This is a genomic window from Acinetobacter sp. SwsAc4 (assembly GCF_013391535.1).
Classification (GTDB): domain Bacteria; phylum Pseudomonadota; class Gammaproteobacteria; order Pseudomonadales; family Moraxellaceae; genus Acinetobacter.
Window position 1 is genome coordinate 1 of sequence record NZ_JACAXC010000008.1, and the last position, 18460, is coordinate 18460.

At 39.7% G+C, this 18460-nt stretch carries 15 protein-coding genes and 2 pseudogenes; 10 read left to right on the forward strand and 7 right to left on the reverse strand.

Annotated features, from left to right (window positions below; translation table 11 throughout):
• Positions 1-503: 503 nt before the first annotated feature.
• From HYG88_RS05905 to HYG88_RS05935, 7 genes are all read left to right on the forward strand, one after another.
• Entirely contained in the window at positions 504-1388 is an 885-nt protein-coding gene (locus HYG88_RS05905) for a VacJ family lipoprotein (RefSeq protein WP_005164451.1), read from the forward strand.
• A 131-nt stretch (positions 1389-1519) separates the two neighbouring features.
• Positions 1520-2488, forward strand: coding sequence for an RsbU family protein phosphatase GigA (gene gigA / locus HYG88_RS05910; RefSeq protein ID WP_034602948.1), 969 nt, complete (start codon positions 1520-1522; stop codon positions 2486-2488).
• Between the two features lie 102 nt (positions 2489-2590).
• Positions 2591-3112 (forward strand): anti-anti-sigma factor GigB, encoded by a 522-nt coding sequence (gene gigB / locus HYG88_RS05915; protein ID WP_004664261.1) that lies wholly within the window; start codon positions 2591-2593, stop codon positions 3110-3112.
• 28 nt (positions 3113-3140) lie between these two features.
• Positions 3141-3965 carry a carbon-nitrogen hydrolase family protein gene (locus HYG88_RS05920; protein ID WP_005164445.1) on the forward strand — a complete coding sequence of 275 codons (825 nt, stop codon included), beginning with the start codon at positions 3141-3143 and terminating at the stop codon, positions 3963-3965.
• Positions 3966-4167: 202 nt separating this feature from the next.
• Positions 4168-4521: a DUF4951 domain-containing protein gene (locus tag HYG88_RS05925; RefSeq protein WP_005164441.1), complete on the forward strand. Its 354-nt coding sequence runs from the start codon at positions 4168-4170 to the stop codon at positions 4519-4521.
• Positions 4522-4601: 80 nt separating this feature from the next.
• A complete protein-coding gene (locus tag HYG88_RS05930) occupies positions 4602-5039 on the forward strand; it encodes a MarR family winged helix-turn-helix transcriptional regulator (protein WP_005164440.1) in 438 nt (145 codons plus the stop codon).
• A gap of 88 nt (positions 5040-5127) precedes the next feature.
• Positions 5128-5562 (forward strand): organic hydroperoxide resistance protein, encoded by a 435-nt coding sequence (locus HYG88_RS05935; RefSeq protein ID WP_005164437.1) that lies wholly within the window; start codon positions 5128-5130, stop codon positions 5560-5562.
• Positions 5563-5627: 65 nt separating this feature from the next.
• Here HYG88_RS05935 and gspE read toward each other — a convergent pair whose 3' ends face one another.
• On the reverse strand, positions 5628-7118 hold the full coding sequence (gspE, locus tag HYG88_RS05940; RefSeq protein WP_005164434.1) for a type II secretion system ATPase GspE: 1491 nt from the start codon (positions 7116-7118) through the stop codon (positions 5628-5630).
• Positions 7119-7211: 93 nt separating this feature from the next.
• On the opposite strand from gspE, the gene HYG88_RS05945 reads away from it, so the two are divergent.
• Both HYG88_RS05945 and HYG88_RS05950 read left to right on the forward strand, forming a co-directional pair.
• Entirely contained in the window at positions 7212-8033 is an 822-nt protein-coding gene (locus HYG88_RS05945) for a hypothetical protein (RefSeq protein ID WP_005164430.1), read from the forward strand.
• Between the two features lie 9 nt (positions 8034-8042).
• Complete coding sequence (locus HYG88_RS05950) at positions 8043-8960, forward strand: mechanosensitive ion channel family protein (protein WP_005164426.1); 918 nt, start codon at positions 8043-8045, stop codon at positions 8958-8960.
• On the opposite strand, the pseudogene HYG88_RS05955 reads toward HYG88_RS05950, so the two are convergent.
• Both HYG88_RS05955 and HYG88_RS15420 read right to left on the reverse strand, forming a co-directional pair.
• A pseudogene (locus tag HYG88_RS05955) lies at positions 8961-11249 on the reverse strand (DUF2339 domain-containing protein); the annotation flags it as partial.
• A 209-nt stretch (positions 11250-11458) separates the two neighbouring features.
• Positions 11459-11837 (reverse strand): annotated as a pseudogene (locus HYG88_RS15420) (DUF2339 domain-containing protein); the annotation flags it as partial.
• Between the two features lie 189 nt (positions 11838-12026).
• On the opposite strand from HYG88_RS15420, the gene polA reads away from it, so the two are divergent.
• Positions 12027-14792: a DNA polymerase I gene (gene polA / locus HYG88_RS05960; protein ID WP_178882767.1), complete on the forward strand. Its 2766-nt coding sequence runs from the start codon at positions 12027-12029 to the stop codon at positions 14790-14792.
• A gap of 61 nt (positions 14793-14853) precedes the next feature.
• Here polA and HYG88_RS05965 read toward each other — a convergent pair whose 3' ends face one another.
• Genes HYG88_RS05965 through HYG88_RS05980 form a run of 4 tightly spaced genes read right to left on the reverse strand, consistent with a single transcriptional unit; the run spans position 14854 to position 18435 of the window.
• Positions 14854-15423 (reverse strand): YggT family protein, encoded by a 570-nt coding sequence (locus HYG88_RS05965; protein ID WP_004664238.1) that lies wholly within the window; start codon positions 15421-15423, stop codon positions 14854-14856.
• Positions 15424-15439: 16 nt separating this feature from the next.
• Positions 15440-16279: a pyrroline-5-carboxylate reductase gene (gene proC, locus HYG88_RS05970; protein ID WP_178882768.1), complete on the reverse strand. Its 840-nt coding sequence runs from the start codon at positions 16277-16279 to the stop codon at positions 15440-15442.
• A gap of 3 nt (positions 16280-16282) precedes the next feature.
• On the reverse strand, positions 16283-17674 hold the full coding sequence (gene tilS / locus HYG88_RS05975; RefSeq protein ID WP_178882769.1) for a tRNA lysidine(34) synthetase TilS: 1392 nt from the start codon (positions 17672-17674) through the stop codon (positions 16283-16285).
• Positions 17611-18435: an acetyl-CoA carboxylase carboxyltransferase subunit alpha gene (locus HYG88_RS05980; RefSeq protein WP_005164406.1), complete on the reverse strand. Its 825-nt coding sequence runs from the start codon at positions 18433-18435 to the stop codon at positions 17611-17613. Before HYG88_RS05980 ends, tilS begins: the two co-directional genes overlap by 64 nt.
• Between the last annotated feature and the right edge of the window lie 25 nt (positions 18436-18460).

Below are 18460 nucleotides of genomic sequence, written 5' to 3' on the forward strand. Positions count from 1 at the left end.
CGCTCAAATAAACTTCGAGAAATTTCTACCATTCAATCAATGAAATATTTTCGATCGATCAATCAGTAAAAATCCACACAAGTTGTTCTTCTATTCTCTTAATGATCTTCTCGATGATTCGTCATCACCAAGCTAGGTCGGCTATGTTACTCTAATCTAAATTAAAGTCAACAGGTAATTTCGATATTTTTAAAACTCACTAATCAACCCAAGAACCTAACCTATCTAGCCAAATCCTTGTTTATCAACAAGTTTTTATCTGCATCGCCGCCGATGGATGTGCATTCTACATCATTCCTTACCCAATACAACCCCCTTTCCTAATCTTTTTATTTAAGTGGACGTTTTTAAACCAAAATCACAATTTTTCTTATATTTTTCGACCGAATTTGTTTTAATAAGAAGAGAACAACTAAACTGTATACCTTATATCTATGTTTTGCGTCATGCAGCGCAATCATTCTAATGACTGTATTTCGCTCTAATGGCGACGAAGGACTTATATGCATTACTCAAATTACATCTTGCTTGGGCTGTTAACTGCTGGAGCATACTCACCTGTATTAGCACAAGAAGTTCAAAACGAGCCATCTATTCAAACAAGCTCTGTGGCAAATACCAACAATCAACAATCAACATCGACGATTCAAGCCATAAAAGATTTAAAACATATCACTAGAAATGATTTAAAGGTCAATGCAAACGCTGCCCAACCTGATGCTGTAAAAGATCCTTTACAACCATTGAATAGACAGATCTTTGCTTTAAATGATGCTTTGGATCGTAATTTATTAAAACCTGTTGCAATACAGTATGTAGCAAAAGTTCCAGAAGAAGTCCGTACTCCTTATCGCCAATTTAGGAAAAATCTAGGTGAACCTTGGAATGCAGTCAACCAATTAATCCAAGGACGACCAACTCGCGCTGCCAAGACATTAGGTCGTTTCACGATTAATACGCTTACAACACTAGGTTTTGCTGATCCTGCCCGTCGTTTAGGCCTAACCACTGAAGAGGAAAGTTTTGGCGTCACTTTAGGTTACTACGGTGTACCATCAGGTCCTTACGTGATGCTGCCATTTTTTGGTCCAAGCACATTCCGTGACGGTTTTGGTTTAGCAACAGATAGTTTTGGTCGCCCACAAAAATATTTATTAGATGATCAAGAAGGTATTTATTGGTCTACTAATTTATTACAAGCAATTGATGCTCGCTCACAAATTTTGGATATTGAAGAAAGCTTAAAAGGCGATAAATATTCAATGATCCGTGATTTTTACTTACAACGTAAAGCCTTCCAAATCGCTGAAAAGCATGGAGATTCGGCAGATGTTTCATTTGTAAGTGACGAAGATGATAATAACGATCAATCAGGTGATGACAAATAATCTCTGAGGAATTTTAAATGATAGACTTATGTATTAATTTAAAGTTTTAGCAATACTATGTTTTTCATCATATTTCATCTATGATGAATTAAAAAATGATCATACAAATACAAAAGGTCGGCTGTTTATCTATGTATTTTATTCAACCCACACGCTCAATATCTTATTTAGAACAAGCACTAAATGAGTTACCGAGTTTACAAATCATTCATATCGATGATTTAGATTTGTATGATCAAACAATCATTGCTATTGCCGATGTACAAGATTTTTTAAAATACCAATGGAAATTACCTACAATTGTTCTTGCTTTTGAACATGAAGGAACTGCATTAGCTCAAGCATGGGAAATGGGTGCGTTGGCAGGATGGATTTGGAGTGAATTACCCAAAAATCCTGTTCACTCATTGTTTAAAATCGATGCTCAATATAAACGTAATCAAGATAGTAGAGATTTACCTTCCGCCGCAGAACTACAAAAAAGATTATTACCAAACCCGATCGAATTACCAAACTATCAATTTGAATCATTTTTTCAGCCTTCAGCTTACCTGTCAGGAGATTGGTATGATTACTGGAGATTAAATGATGATGAAGTCTTGTTTTATTTAGCAGATGTTTCAGGCCATGGGGTAACAAGTAGTTTACTCACATCTTGGATGGCGGCATTTCATGGCCGATCAAAAACACCTAGTCAATTGATTCAAAAACTAAATGCAATGTTAGTACAAGAAAATATTGAAAAGCATATTACTATGGTGGCGGGAATATTAAACTTAGCAACTCATGAAGTATGTTGGTCTAGCGCTGGTCACTACCCTCCTCCAATTATCTTTGAACCCAACCAACCACCACAAATCCTTACAACAAGTAGCTTTCCATTAGGTCTTACTGAAGAACTAGAAGTTGAAGAACATTGTTGTACGCTGAGCCGTAATGCTCGTTTTATATTATGTTCTGATGGCGCACTTGAACCATTTGATGGCGGTTTGAATGATCAATTTAATCAATTGGTCGAACATCTTCAGCATGACGCTTTCAAAGCACCAGATCATGTTGCTGACGATATTGCAATATTAAGCATATGTCGAATGAATTAAGTCTAAAATCAATATTTTAATTAGATCACAGCATCCAACCACTTGTGTCTAGAATATCACTATGGGATAATTTTATATCCTTTCTCTGAAAATGGCATTTATATGTCAACAGGTCATGTTGAATATGCAAGTTTGAACGGAACGCATATTTTCAAGCTTATTGGCGAAGTGCGCGCTCACTCTTGTATAAGTTTAGACAAGTTACTCAACAAAATTGAACAGCAACAGAATGTTGTCGGTGCAATTGTTGATTTAACTGAAACTACATTTATTGACAGCACAGTCTTGGGTGTACTTGCAAAACTAGGTCTTAAGCTTAAACAAGTTCATCATATTCAAGCTGTTATGCTCTCGACAAATCCAGATATTACAACTTTAGCCAACAGTATGGGGCTAGGTCAGGTATTTGTGATTTTAAATTATTGCGGCGATCCAAACGTATGCACTTTAGAATTAACTGAAGAGCACGTTACACATAGTGCAATGCTCAACACTGTGTTAGATGCGCATAAAACACTAATGCGTTTAAATGAAAACAACCAAAATATGTTTGAGCCACTTGTAAAGCAATTGCAAAAAGAACAAGAGTGTTTATCTCTTGATTCACAAAAACAAAATGCATAATTGCTGAAAACTAAATTGTGATGCTTGTATGACCTTACTTTCTGTTGCACAAATGAACTCTCAAAATGACATTGAAGCAAATTTCATCGTCATTGAGTCATTGATCCAACAAAGTAAGGCTCAGGCTGCTGAGCTTATTGTTTTCCCAGAAAATTTTGTTTGTTTTGCCGCAGGTAAGCAACGTGAGACCGCAGCACAGTTTGAGGCGATTCAGCAACGACTGGAACAGCTTGCCCACCGATACCAGATATGGATTGTTGCGGGTACACTTCCCTGCCCATTTCGTCCTGATGGTTCAATCATTCAGGATGGTCGAGTTAGAACCGTCAGTTTATGCATTAGCCCTGAAAGAACTGAAGCGCGTTATGACAAAATCCATTTATTTGACGTTCAGGTCAGTGATGCTGTCGGTGGTTATCAGGAATCAAGATTCTTTGAACCTGGTGATGAAGTTGTAGTTGCCAAAACACCTTTTGGCAATATCGGACTGATGGTATGTTACGACTTACGCTTTCCAGAACTTGCTTTGATTCTACGCCAACAAGGTGCAAACATTCTAACCGCGCCTGCTGCATTTACTTACACTACAGGGCAACTTCATTGGCAATTACTATTACAAGCACGTGCAATGGATAGCCAATGTTATGTGCTTGGTGCAGCTCAGCAAGGCTGGCATGGTGAACAGCGTCAAACTTGGGGTCATGCAGGGATTACAAATAGCCGAGGGCAACTATTAGAAATGATTACAGTTGAAGGACATGGTTTAATTACATCTTCATTTGACCTAGCTGAACAAAATGATATTCGACTAGCAATGCCATTAATGCAGCATCGCAAACTTATCAATTATTAAAAACAATCGTTTTATCTAAGCATACTTTTGTTCAATTTATCCTCATATGGCATCACTTTGACTGTTATAGTCAATTTTCATAAATGTATGTTTTGTAGGATCATGATTTAATAGGCTTTATTTATCATGGTAGAACAAGATCAAATGGTCGTATTCTATACGTGATGTAATACCCTCAATTCATTCGTATTAAGTTTGATTTATGTTTAAAGTAATTTTCATTTTTTTATTTTTTATAGGGGCAATTGCACAACTTCATGCAGCAATCGTTGAAACCAATGCCAGTCCACAAAGTGTCTTATCTACACCGCAAAATTTATCATTAAATTCTTTTGGGCAATGGGTGATTGGTTGGGGAACGGGTTCTGAAGGTGCGAGACAAAGATTAGATAATATCCAGCGAGAAGACGTGCTTATTATCAAACAAAAAGGTGCAACTTTAGACATGATTGTTGCTTGGCAACAATATTATGAACAAGAAGCACTTAATAACCCTAATAATCCAACAGCACGTTATAGGGCGCGTTTGATGAAAAAAATCACTGAGCTTTGGTAATGATTGATATGAAATCTGCGTAACTAATCATAAGCAGATCACGATATAATCATCACATGAATATACTGTTTGAGAAGCGCATGGGTGATGAACATAAGCAATTACTATTAGATAATCAGCTTTGTTTTCTGATTTACTCAACCAACCTTGCCTTAAATCAAGTCTACCGTCAATTGCTCTCTCCTCTCGGATTAACTTACCCTCAATATCTGGTAATGTTAGTGCTTTGGGAAAGGGATCAACTCAGTGTGTCTGAGATCGGAGAAAGATTATTCTTAGAATCTTCCACACTCACTCCATTATTAAAAAAGCTTGAAGCCTCACAACTAATTTCACGCAAACGCTCAGTCGAAGATGAAAGACAGGTTATTATTTCCCTTACGCCACAAGGTCATACTTTAAAATTACAAGCAGTCGATATTCCATCCAAAATTTCAGAAGCAGCGACCTGTTCAACCACATCACTTACAGAGCTTAAAGATCAGCTTGCGACATTACGTCACCATCTCACGCAATAGAACCTAAGTTTACAAATCGATAACTTGCATTCCTAGATATATCGTGTACGATTTAATTGTACACAATATTTATTCAGGAATAAAAATCATGTCTTTAGAACAAGTCGTTTATCGTGCAAAAGCAAAAGCTACAGGTGGTCGTGATGGTCGCGCAACTTCATCAGACGGTGTCTTAGATGTTCAGTTAGGTGTGCCAAAAGAAATGGGCGGTGCTGGTGGTGAGGTGACCAACCCTGAACAGCTTTTTGCGGCTGGTTATTCAGCATGTTTCTTAGGTGCAATGAAATTTGTTGCAAATCGAGATAAATTCAAAATTACGAAAGATGCTTATGTTGAAGGTGAAGTGGGAATTGGTCCAATTCCAAATGGCTTTGGTATCGAAGTCACTTTAAATGTCTATCTGATTGGTATGGAACAAGCTGAAGCTGAACAATTGGTTGCCGCTGCACACATTGTTTGTCCATATTCAAATGCAACTCGTGGCAATATTGATGTGAATTTTAATATCGTAACCACTGAATAATGATTTCAGATTTTACAAAGAAAAACAGCATGGTGATCCATGCTGTTTTTTTACTTATATCATCTTTACACTTCCGCAGCTTCATTCGTCACACGCAATACTTCTTCTAATGTGGTTTTTCCAGCTAACACTTTCAATAAACCATCATCACGAATCGAAGCAGCATGGCGACGCGCATGATTTTCTAATTCAAACTCAGCTGCATTACCATGAATCAAACGGCGCATCGAATCATCTACTGGCACAATTTCATAAATTGCAGTTCGTCCGCTAAAGCCAACATGTGAACATTTTTCACAACCATGCGGTTCAGGTAACTGCATATATTCATCAACTTTGAGATGTTGGAACACTTGTCGCTCAAAATCATCTGCTTTTCGCCAAGTCACACAATGTGGACACAAGGTTCGAACAAGACGTTGTGCAATGACACCTATCAAAGAACTTGCCAACAAGAATGGTTCAATGCCCATATCTTTTAAACGTGTTACCGCACCAATTGCTGTATTGGTATGCAGCGTAGATAACACCAAGTGCCCTGTTAAAGATGCTTGTACCGCAATTTCAGCAGTTTCAAGATCACGAATCTCACCAACCATTACCACATCTGGATCTTGGCGTAGCATCGCTTTTAATGCACGTGCAAAGGTCATATCAACTTTAGTATTGACCTGCGTTTGACCGATCCCTTCCAATTGATATTCAATCGGATCTTCGGCAGTCAAAATATTACGTGTATTATCATTAAGATCAGACAATGCAGCATATAAGGTTGTCGTTTTACCCGAACCTGTTGGGCCTGTCACCAAGATAATGCCATGCGGACGATGTACCAATTGCGTTAAACGTTCATAGTCATTTTTCATTAAACCAAGATGAGTCATATTTAAACGCCCAGCTTGCTTGTCTAGTAAACGCATGACCACTCGTTCACCATGCGAAGAAGGTAAAGTCGATACACGCACATCCACTTCACGACCTGCCAAGCGCAGTGAAATACGACCATCCTGAGGAATACGCTTTTCTGCAATATCCAGTTTCGCCATGACTTTAATACGTGACACCAACAACGGCGCAAGTTCACGGCGCGGCTGTACAATTTCACGCAGTTGACCATCGACACGTAAACGTACCGAAAGTTTTTTCTCAAAGGCTTCAATATGAATATCAGATGCGCTGACACGAATCGCTTCAGACAATAAGGCATTAATTAAGCGAACAATTGGTGCATCATCCTCTTGATCCATCAAGTCTTCAGCTTCAGGCACTTGGTCTGCCAAACTTAATAAATCTGGATGATCTTCTAGACCCGCAGCCACTTGTTGTGACTCACCTGTATCCCCTGCATAGCTAGAACTGAGTAAGGCATGGAACTCTTGATCAGTACACAATTGATCGTGAGCCGATTTCCCCAAAATTCGACGTGCTTCCTGCAAAGCAATACGCGCGGTGTCCTTCCGTCGCACAATAAAAATTTGATCACCTTCATAACGTAATAAAACGCCATGTCTTTTGGCAAAACTATAAGGAATTTGTATTTGTTTAAGTATTTGCATTATACAAATAATGATAAAAAAGATGCTTGAGTGTACTCTAAGCAGGTTACAGCGTGAAGTCTGTTTAGCATACTCACACAGGAATTTTGCATCTTGTCTCAAAATAATCAATATCAAGCTCCACATGCCAACGAATTGAAATGGTGGGGCGAACAACAATTTGAAATTCAACAAGCCAAAGCTTGGCAATTTGGTTCATTATTATTTCGTCTAACACGTGGCATTAAAGAATGGCGATTGGAATATCATCGTCCTCAATCTCAACATGATTACGAACAGCAATGGCAAGCTCTAAATGACACGATTTTTGCAATGCCACAACCTGCAAAAATCGAACGCTACATGTTTCATAACACACAGAGTACATTCCATTTAATGCCGCGTTTAGCAGATCGCTCTGTAGTGATTAAACCCGTTGATCCGATTTATATTCCTGCGGGACAACGTGGAACTTTATATATTAGTACCCCACTATGGATTGCAGGTTTAGTGGATGGACTCACTGAAGCTCTATTTGATATTCCTGTGATCCAACCGAAAGACACATGGTTCGGTAAAGATCCTCAAAATGGTGAAATTTGCTATGCCACTTCTGTAGACGGTCGTACTGATTTAAATCTGTTAAAACCGCGCGCTTTTCGCGCAGTCACTCCTATTGAATTTCACAATACTAGCCAACATCAATTACGTTTTGATCGTATGAATGTTCCTGTTCCTGCTCTTCCCCTTTTCTATAGTGAAAGTACAGGTCGTTTATGGACTTCACAAATCAAAGTCTATTATGAAGGTATGGATCATCCAGCACGTATTCGGATTGAGAATAGAACCCCAACTCAAGCGGGTGAAGTGATTTATGTACATCCTCCTCGTGCGCCTGGAAGTACATTATTCAATATGTTTGATTCATTCTTTTAAGAGGTTGCTATGCCTGATTCGAATATTCCAAAGGATGTTGCTAGCAGTCTCGCCAGTATTTTCACCAATATTAACTTCGAACGTTTAAGCGAAATCGTTGTTGCGATTATTTTAGCGTTTATTGGTTTTGTAATCGCAAGACTGGTATCGAATGCCTTCATTCGTACAATTGGAAATCGTTTTAATGCCCATCAACGCTTGCTATGGCGTAGAGGGATTTTTTATTTTATTTTCCTGTTATTTATTATGACCAGCTTAAGAGAGGCTGGATTTAAACTCAGCGTGTTCTTGGGTGCAGCAGGAATTCTGACCGTTGCTTTGGGTTTTGCATCACAGACATCGGCAACCAACTTGATCAGTGGTTTATTTTTGATCGGCGAAGGTTCATTTGAAGTTGGTGATACGATTCAGATTACCTTAATTCGCGGACAAACGATTGAAGGACAAGTCATTTCAATTGACCTCCTCTCAGTTAAATTGCTGACACTAGATAATGTGTATATTCGCCTACCAAACGAACAATTGATTCGAACACCCGTCATGAATTTGTCAAAATACCCAATACGGCGTATTCCAATTACATTGGCGATCAATTTCCATGAAGACATTATCAAAGTACGACAAGTACTTTTAGATGTTGCTGCTAAATATCCTTTGGTCATGGATGATCCGAAAGCAACCGTTACTGTAACAGCATTTAGGGAGTCATCGATTGAACTTCTCTTTGCGGTATGGTGTAGACAGGAAAATGCATTGAAAGTTCGCGATGAAATGCAAGAACGTGTACGCAATGGTTTCTTAGAAAATCAAATTGAGATTCCTGTACCTAAAATGGGCTTGATTGACCGACCTATCCCACTTGATGATGATGAGCTTGATCAATATGCCCATCAGAAAGAACTTAAAAAAGGGCAGAAAGAGAGTTGATTAACCCTCTTTCTGATTTTCCTCAAGCGCAGGTGGTAGCGGTGCAAGATATGCAATCACCAGCATGACCGCACCCGAACCAATAAATGAGATCACGCGTGTCAATGTACCGCTTTGCGATAAGTCCAGCAGTAATAATTTAGCCACCACAATACCCAACAACGCAGCACCCACAAACCAGATTTGGCGAATATGACAGCGACTGGAAAAAGTCATCAGGATAAATGCCAGAATCACCCATAATAAAGTCAGACTGAGTTGCACATCACCATGTGACCAAATGTCCAACCCCCACAATGGTGTACCCAGATAATGATGCATCGCACGTACCACCACACTACTCAACACCAATAAACCAATTAAAATGGCGGTAACTTTAAAGCCCCCTTCTACGGATTGCTCAACGCTAAAATCGTGATGATAAATAATCCAGATCATCCCCATAAACATCAGCAAGGATAGAATATCCGTGAAGTTCAGCAACGGTAAAAAATAATATTGCTCAGCAGAATAGGCATCCAGACTGACCAGCACTAGCCACAACAGGGTCAGGCACCAGACGGGAAGCTGATGCAGTAACTGTGTCCTATTCGTTTGAAATAACCAAATACCGTAGATGATAGGAGCGATGGCAAGTGCAAGGATTGGCATCATTGGGAAAATCGACAAACCAATGCTTGCCAAACTTAACCACAATAAGCTTGACCCTATAATAAGACTTTCCTTTGAAGTATTACTCTTCAAAGTGATTAACATTAGAGCCAATACAACCGAAGCAACCGCAAAGCTGACTTGATTTAACTTACTCGACCAATGCAACAGAACATAAACATTCTTTGCAAAACTTTCACCATAAAGCAGAAATAATAAACTCCCCAATAAGATCAGCTGTACATTGCCCCACTGTAATCTTGATGTAAAGCGAACGACTAGATTGAACGAAGCCAATAATAAAACTGCTATTGCTAAATATGGGCTCAGTCCATGTTGTTGCCACTGCATCAATTCAACGCCTGCAATCGCTCCTGCATACATTCCCAATACTAAAAAAATTCCACTGAGCATTCGAGCACTAAAGTATTTTTCAACTTGTTGATAATTTAATAAATAATAAGCTGAAATAAACTGAGCGATTGCATAAATGACTGTACTGAGTATCGGAAAGTGGTCATTTGACCAAACTTGGAAAATGAGTGCTACTGAACTTAACAGCACCAATACAACACCCACATAACGACTTAAACGATAACGTTCAGTTACTCCCCAGACAATTAATGCTGTACCTTGAATCACCCAACCCGTTGAAGTCCAGTGCGCTCCTTTTGCCAATGGAAAAATCAGGGCAACAAAAACCACTGCAAGAATAAAGAAACTTTTTGCCAAGATAGATAATTGTGGATGCCGACGTTTAATCCATAGATTTAATGCGATATACACAATAGCTAATGCAACAGCTCCCCAAGTTAATGCTTGAGTCGAGTTATGCATTAAATATGCATGCAGGGAAAAACCAAGTACAGGAACACTAAAAATAAGCCCAACATCTAAGATAGGCTGTAAACGTTGACGACTTTGAGGAACTGTCTGATCGATGCTTATATCTTGAGTTTGTGTCCGTAACATGAGTTGGCTATAGCGAATGCTTAACCAAATAAATAAAGCAATATGCAGCCATAAAATTATATCCAAGGTGTCAAACTGATATGTTTTTGCATAGATTCCAATCGTTGTGCCACCAATAAACATGGTGGCAAAAAATGCGATTTGATGCAAAATTTTCCACGGCTGAATAAAATTAACCGCAGCAACAGCTAAATTAATTAAAAAGTAATAGCCAAATAAGAAAATCACATCAGGATGATTTTGTGGAATTACCAAAGGCGCAAGATAGGCCATACTCAAAGCCAGCATTGCCAAGTACAGGGCTTGTTGTTTTAAACTGAGATAAACCGTCACCAACAGTAAAATGACAAACAGGATACTGGCTGTGGTCAGGCTGGCAATCACAGCGAAATGATGCGAGAAGATCAGGGTTAAAAACACAATGGCTAAACCCACACCCTGCAAGGCCACAGCAAATAACTGGTTTTTCTTTTGTAGTAAATAACCTGCAATAGTCGTGATAACACCAGCAATAGCAATAAAACTCAGTTTTACCCCCAAGCTTAATTGCCAATGCTCGCTAGCAAAGCGTAACAGTAACACCACGCCAACCATTAATATTGCAACTGCAACGCGTAAAATGGGATTGCCATGCATCATCCAATCAAGTGCAGGTTGCCACCATGATACTGTTTGAGTTGTTGCTTGATGCTCAAAATCAACAGGTGACTGACTATTTTGATTTGGTATCGTCTGATCATCAGCTTTCATCCACGCAGGATGTTGTTCAAAAACTGGTGTTTGAGTTTCTGTCTTCTTGGCTTCATCAAGATACTGTTCAATATTTTGGGCGTTGATCTTTTGCTGAGCTAAAGCCTCTATGTCAGGCTCTACATTTGCATATTGTTCTAAATGAGTCAGTCGAGTTTGAAATGCACTGATCGTTTGGATTAAACATAGCATGAATACCAATAATGCACCGCCAGCTAACCACATCCACGTATTGGCGTAAGCAAAAAGTGCCACGAGTGCAGCAGCATAAATAATAATTTTTTGCCCATTTATATTCGCTGATTGTGCAAAAAAACTTGGCGCGGCCTGCTCTAGCTGGCGTAAGCGCTGATGAATTTCTGAAATAACGTGCACAATAACAACAGTTAATCCAATTGTTGCAGCAACAATCGCTCCATGCCATTGAAATGCAATTGCGCAAGCAAGCAGCACCGTCAAAGCAACTAAAACGATAATAATTCCCTGTTTATTTTTTTTATACATAGACTTAGATCAATTATGACAGCTTCATTTAAGTTATCTTACTTGATCAGTTGATAAGCAGCCATTTTTACATACAAAATACTGCAATTATTTAATGCGACACAGTTTGCCACTGCTCTACAAGACAACAAGGACAGCCACTACTTTTTCACGTAAAATGGCATTTAGTTCATAATAAGGATTTGCATAATGCCACCTTTTGTCTTGGTTGACGGGTCTTATTTTTTATTTCGTGCTTTTCACGCTTTACCGCCATTAACAACCTCTACAGGTTTACACACCAACGCAATCCGTGGCGCAATTTCAGCAATTCAAAAGTTAATGCGTCGTACTCAGCCTACTCATATGGCTGTGATTTTTGATACACCAGAACCAACTTTTCGCCATAAATTATCACCTATTTATAAAGGTGATCGCCCAAGCATGCCTGAGGAATTATCTCAACAAATTCCCTATCTACATGCATTAATCAAAGCTCAAGGAATTCCTCTGTATAGTCTTCCGGGTGCGGAAGCCGATGATATCATTGGCACACTCACTAAACGTGCATTGGCTGAAGGTCACCATGTCTTGATCTCAACAGGTGACAAAGACATGGCACAATTGGTCAACGAACATGTCAAACTCGAAGATAGTTTTAAAGAACGTGTGTTAGATGAAGCTGGGGTACTAGAAAAATTTGGGGTACATCCACATCAAATTATTGATTATCTCACCCTGATGGGAGATGCTTCTGACGGTATTATGGGAGTGCCAGGTGTCGGCGCAAAAACTGCCGCAAAACTACTGACTGAATATGGTTCATTAAATAATATTATTGCCAATGTTGATCAACTGAAAGGCAAAATCAGCCAAAATATTAAAGACAATTTAGAGAATATTAAGATTGACCATCAACTGGCCAGTATTGTCTGTGATCTAGATTTAGCTTTAGATTGGCATGATTTAAAACTAAGCAATCCAAATGTAGATCAATTACGTGACCTCTATATAGAACTAGAATTCCGTAACCAATTACAATCTTTAGACCATCCCAACAATCCAAATAATTCGGCTTACCAACAAACATCTCAAAGTATTGTCAAAGCCGAACAGAAAGTTGAGCAAGTGATCACTGAGGATCATGCCAACCTTTCTAGTCAAGATGATCAACTCGGAACTGCAACCTATCACACTGTATTAACCCAAGATGCTTGGGATGCTTTATTTCAACGTATACAGCATGCTGATCATTTTGCCATTGATACTGAAACTACAAATCTAGATTATCGTGTTGCTGAGTTAGTCGGCTTCTCGATCGCATTCGATGCTCATGATGCTTACTATGTACCTGTTGCACATGACTATGAAGGTGCACCTGTTCAACTCAACCGTGAAACATTATTAGCTCAGATCAAACCAATTTTAGAAAATGAGCAAATCAAAAAAATTGGTCATCACTTAAAATATGATGCGCATATTTTTGCTAATCACGGTATCACAATTCAAGGCTGGTATTTCGATACCATGCTTGCCTCGTATGTACTCAATGCGGCGGCAACCCGTCATGGGATGGATGATGTAGCTCGTGTTTATCTCAGCCATTTGACCACCACTTTTGAACAAATCGCAGGTAAAGGCGTAAAGCAAAAAACCTTTAATCAGATTGAATTAGAAATAGCGGCACATTATGCTGCTGAAGATGCACATGTCACTTATCGTCTTTATGAAGTATTAAAAGCGAAACTTCAAAGCCATCCTGAACTTGTTCATATTCTACATAATATTGAAATGCCTGTAGCACGCGTGCTTACAGGTATGGAAGAAGATGGAATTAAACTGGATCATCAATTTTTGGATCAACTCAGTGTTGAGTTCTCTGAAACGATTCAAACTTTAGAAAACCAAGCAACTGAATTAGCAGGTGAAGCCTTTAATATCGCATCACCTAAACAAGTGGGTGAAGTCCTATTTGATAAGCTTGGACTTAAAGGTGGTAAGAAAACTGCCACGGGTCAATACAGTACCAGTGAAAGTATTTTAGAGAAAATCGAACATCCTTTAGCTGAAGTTATTTTAGAACATCGTGGATTAGCAAAACTCAAAAATACCTATACTGATCGCTTGATCGAGCAATCACATGACGCAACGCATCGTGTACATACCAGTTATCACCAAGCACTCACGGCGACTGGGCGTTTATCTTCCACTGATCCAAATTTGCAAAATATTCCAATTCGTACACCAATTGGTCGTCAGATTCGTAAAGCCTTTATTGCACCTGAAGGTCGTGTGTTACTCGCAGCCGATTATTCACAAATTGAACTGCGTTTGATGGCACATTTTTCGCAAGATGATGCGTTAGTGCATGCTTTCCAACAAGGCCAAGATGTACACCGTCGTACTGCATCAGAAGTCTTGGGAATTGCGATTGAAGATGTCACTCATGATCAACGTCGACAAGCCAAAGCCGTTAACTTTGGTTTACTCTATGGCATGTCTGAGTTTGGGCTTACTCGTCAACTGGGCTTTACACGCGAAGAATCTCGTAGCTATATTGCACGCTATTTCCAACGCTATCCGGGCGTACTCGACTATATGGAACGTACCCGTCAGATTGCACGTGAACAAGGCTTTGTTGAAACCATTTTAGGTCGTCGTCTGTATACACCAGACATTATGGCAACAAATAAAATGATCAAACAGGCAGCCGAACGTGCGGCAATCAATGCACCATTGCAAGGAAGTGCTGCTGATATCATTAAACTTGCCATGATTGCAGTTGATAAAGTCCTACCAAAAGATCAGGCTAAGCTGTTATTACAAGTTCACGATGAATTGGTATTTGAAGCAGATGTCGCTATTGCAGATGGACTTTCAAAACAGATTGCTGAGGTGATGCAGTCTGTATTAGAAATCTCAGTACCATTTGTGGTTGAAGTTGGGCAAGGTCTTGACTGGGATGCTGCTCACTAATACGTGAGCAATAAAAAAAGGATTGTGTTTTACACAATCCTTTTTTTATTTTTGAAGCAGATTAAAGACCTGTTAAAAGAACTTTAGCTGCTTCATTCATTAATATCTCAGCAATATATAAAGCTAAGAAAGCCAAAATTGGAGATAAATCAATCATCCCCATATTCGGTAACAGACGACGAAATGGGGCAAGTAAAGGTTCTGCAAGCTCCTGAATCACTTCAATATAAGGTGACCGTGACTGGGTAAACATCACCACCCAACTCAAAATGATTGTTGCAAAAATCAAATAACGACAGAAACGAATTAAATCCTGGATCATCGTCACAAATGTCGTGATCACAAGATACACCGCACTATGTGGCATTTGTCCTGACAAATACATCAACCCAAAAATTTTCAGTAAGTACAATACCACCAACAAAGCAACTGCGGCTAAATTGACACGCCCCTTGCCTAGAGTGGGAAAAATACGGCTAAAAACATCCACAATCTTGGTCGCTTTCACGGTTGAAAGGACCACTGGATTGTATGGACTGACTGCCGCTAATTGCATTAAAAAACGGAAAAAGACCAATAAAATTGCAACATTGATCAAAACACCAAAAATTAGCGCAGAACTTGCACCCATAATTGTCTTATCCTACTTAAACCGATTTAGTCTTGTCACTCAACTCTTGTGCAAGCTCTTGGCTACGCTTCTGAGCTGCTGCAAGCGCTGCTTGAATATTTTGTGAAATCTGCGCACGATCAAACACTTCTAAAGCTGCTTGCGTTGTACCATTTGGAGAAGTCACATTTTTACGTAATTCTGTTGGAGAATTTGAGCTAGTAATCGCCATTTGTGCCGCACCCAACGCTGTTTGCAGGGTCAATGCCGTCGCGACTTTCTCTTCTAAGCCCAAGTTTTTACCTGCACGAATCATACTTTCCATCAAGTAAAAGAAATAGGCTGGACCAGAACCAGAAACTGCTGTTACTGCATCAATTTGCGCTTCATTGTCTACCCAAATGGTTAAACCTGTCGCAGCCAAAATTTGACTGGTTAATTCACGATCCTGAGCATTTACTGCTTCAGATGCATAAATACCATGTGCACCCGTTTGTACCAATGCTGGCGTGTTCGGCATGACACGAACAATACGCTGACTACCGCCAATTAAATCTGAAATCGTTTGAATTTCAGCACCTGCAATAATTGAGATCACGAGTTTATCTGACAATAAACCTTTTAATGGTTGTAATACCGTTGCCAAAACTTGTGGTTTGACAGCCAATACCACAACGTCCGCATTTTTAATTGCGTCCACATTATCTGTTGTGGTTTGAATATTTTTTTCTTCTAAGATGTGACGAATTTGTTCAACTGGATCAGAAACGGTAATGCGAGTCGTCGGTAAACCACGCGAAAGTAGCCCACCAATCAAGGCTTGCGCCATGTTACCACCACCAATAAAACAAATATTTTGATTCAATGTTGTCGCCATGTCCTACTCATCATATGAAAAAGACTGCTGAAAAAAGTCATTACAGTCAGAAATTAAACTTGGTTGCCAACCACCCTGCTCTAAATAATCAGATTGCGCCAACCAAAAACCCTTTGGGCTAAAAACCCCAAGCATAACATTATCTACGACCAATATTTGAATTGTATGACGTAACCAAGGCAAAATCTGTGCATCTTGAATGGCTTTTTTCAGTGGCCAATGTCCAACTCGACCATAGAGATGAATTTTTTCCCCTCCTAGGCGTTTCAGCAGCTTTAACTCTCGCCCTAAAAGCTGGGATGAAAATCCAATCGCTTGAGATTCGATCTTAAACGTTCCAGCCGCAACTTTGATCGTTTCACCCATCTCATATCGCTCTAATAATGCAGGCAGAATGGTAGATTGTTTTTCTGCATATAATTGGTTGTGAGTTAAACGATATAATTTTTTCTGATAGCGAACAAAATAGTGTTGATTGATATGTAAAATTGCCTGAGCATCTGGTTTTGCCAGAATAACCTCTTGTTGTAAGCGTTGTACCATATCGTAGCTTGGGCGATATTGATCCTTACCTTTTATCCAAGCAGACAGCAATTGACGTTTTCGTGCATCAGATAGCTCCAACAGACAAGTTAAATCCAGCTCATTCTCAGTTGCACATAATTTCCAATCACTTTGCAGCACATCATCTAAAATTTCTGCCGCATCTTGCATCAGATAACTCGTTCTTGACACAGCTGACTGCATTTTAGGGAAGCGATTTTCTAATACAGGCCATAACTCTTCTCGACACCATGCCCGATCATAGTGCGTATCGTGATTGGTGAGATCAGTCACATAATCAAAACCCAGTTGCTGTGACCATTGCTCAATTTGCTCACGACTCAGATCTAAAAATGGTCGCCAAATGGTCATATCTTGCCGAACATCAATTTGCTGCATCGCGGCCAAACCATTGACACCTGCACCAGAAAATAATCGTAATAACAGCGTTTCCGCTTGATCTTGCTGATGATGCCCAAGTACTAAAATGTCATTCTCAGTTAAATGTCTATGATAAGCTTGATAGCGCGCATCTCGTGCTTGTTGCTCTAGATTACCTGACCCGACTGAGACTTTTTGCAAAGCACAAGGAATCTTTAGCGCATCAGCGTGTTTTTGTACTAAATTGCCCCATTCTTCACTCATCGATTGAAGTTGATGATCAATATATATCGCGCGGGTTCGGGTGGGGAAAAGTTCAGACATCAGATACAGCAACAGCATGGAATCCATGCCGCCGCTGCACCCAATTAAGAATTGAGTTTGTTCAGAAAAATGCTGAGTTTGTGCTAAGACGCGATGCCTAAATTGCTGCTGCCAAACTTCATTAAACGTTGATAACGTGCATCGCATCGTTCTTGTGCATCCATCGGTTGCAATTCATTTAAGGCTTGTTTTAACACATCTTTCAAATCATGCATGACTTTTTCAGGTTGTAAGTGAGCCCCCTCACCCTCATCCACCACATACTCAACAATACCTAAAGCTTTCAGCTTGTCGGCAGTTAATGCGAGCGCTTCACTGGCTTGTGCAGCTTTGTCCGCAGTTTTCCATAAAATCGAAGCACAGCCTTCAGGTGAAATGACTGAGTAAATACTATGCGATAGCATAATCACGCGGTCAGCGACACCAATACCAAGTGCCCCGCCAGAACCGCCTTCACCGAGTACAGTCGCAATCACAGGTACTTTTAAACTAGAAAGCTGCGCTAAACTTGTTGCAATTGCTTCTGCTTGACCACGCTCTTCGGCACCAACACCAGGATAAGCTCCCATGGTATCGACAAAAGTAAATACTGGAAGATTAAAACGTTCAGCCATATCAAGTAAACGCTGTGATTTACGATAACCTTCTGGATTACACATACCGAAGTTATGTTGTAATTTTTCACGCGTACTGCGACCACGATGTTGACCAACCACCATCACTGGCTGCCCATCGAAACGAGCTAAACCGCCAATCATAGCACCATCGTCACCATATAAACGGTCACCATGAAGAGCATCAAATTCAGTAAAGATTTCACTGACATAATCTAGAAATTGCGGACGTTCAGGATGTCGTGCAATTTGAACCGTAGCCCAAGACTTGGACTGAGTCGCTTTATTTTTCATAAGTCGTAGATAATCCCTAACAAGG

Bases quoted from the DNA above. Each gene is read 5' to 3' on its own strand.
- proC (WP_178882768.1), bottom strand. From the start codon at position 16,279: ATGGCGACAACATTGAATCAAAATATTTGTTTTATTGGTGGTGGTAAC.
- HYG88_RS05930 (WP_005164440.1), top strand. From the start codon at position 4,602: ATGGGTGATGAACATAAGCAATTACTATTAGATAATCAGCTTTGTTTT.
- HYG88_RS05920 (WP_005164445.1), top strand. From the start codon at position 3,141: ATGACCTTACTTTCTGTTGCACAAATGAACTCTCAAAATGACATTGAA.
- gspE (WP_005164434.1), bottom strand. From the start codon at position 7,118: ATGCAAATACTTAAACAAATACAAATTCCTTATAGTTTTGCCAAAAGA.
- HYG88_RS05965 (WP_004664238.1), bottom strand. From the start codon at position 15,423: ATGGGTGCAAGTTCTGCGCTAATTTTTGGTGTTTTGATCAATGTTGCA.
- polA (WP_178882767.1), top strand. From the start codon at position 12,027: ATGCCACCTTTTGTCTTGGTTGACGGGTCTTATTTTTTATTTCGTGCT.
- tilS (WP_178882769.1), bottom strand. From the start codon at position 17,674: ATGCGATGCACGTTATCAACGTTTAATGAAGTTTGGCAGCAGCAATTT.
- HYG88_RS05925 (WP_005164441.1), top strand. From the start codon at position 4,168: ATGTTTAAAGTAATTTTCATTTTTTTATTTTTTATAGGGGCAATTGCA.
- HYG88_RS05905 (WP_005164451.1), top strand. From the start codon at position 504: ATGCATTACTCAAATTACATCTTGCTTGGGCTGTTAACTGCTGGAGCA.
- gigB (WP_004664261.1), top strand. From the start codon at position 2,591: ATGTCAACAGGTCATGTTGAATATGCAAGTTTGAACGGAACGCATATT.
- gigA (WP_034602948.1), top strand. From the start codon at position 1,520: ATGTATTTTATTCAACCCACACGCTCAATATCTTATTTAGAACAAGCA.
- HYG88_RS05935 (WP_005164437.1), top strand. From the start codon at position 5,128: ATGTCTTTAGAACAAGTCGTTTATCGTGCAAAAGCAAAAGCTACAGGT.
- HYG88_RS05980 (WP_005164406.1), bottom strand. From the start codon at position 18,435: ATGAAAAATAAAGCGACTCAGTCCAAGTCTTGGGCTACGGTTCAAATT.
- HYG88_RS05950 (WP_005164426.1), top strand. From the start codon at position 8,043: ATGCCTGATTCGAATATTCCAAAGGATGTTGCTAGCAGTCTCGCCAGT.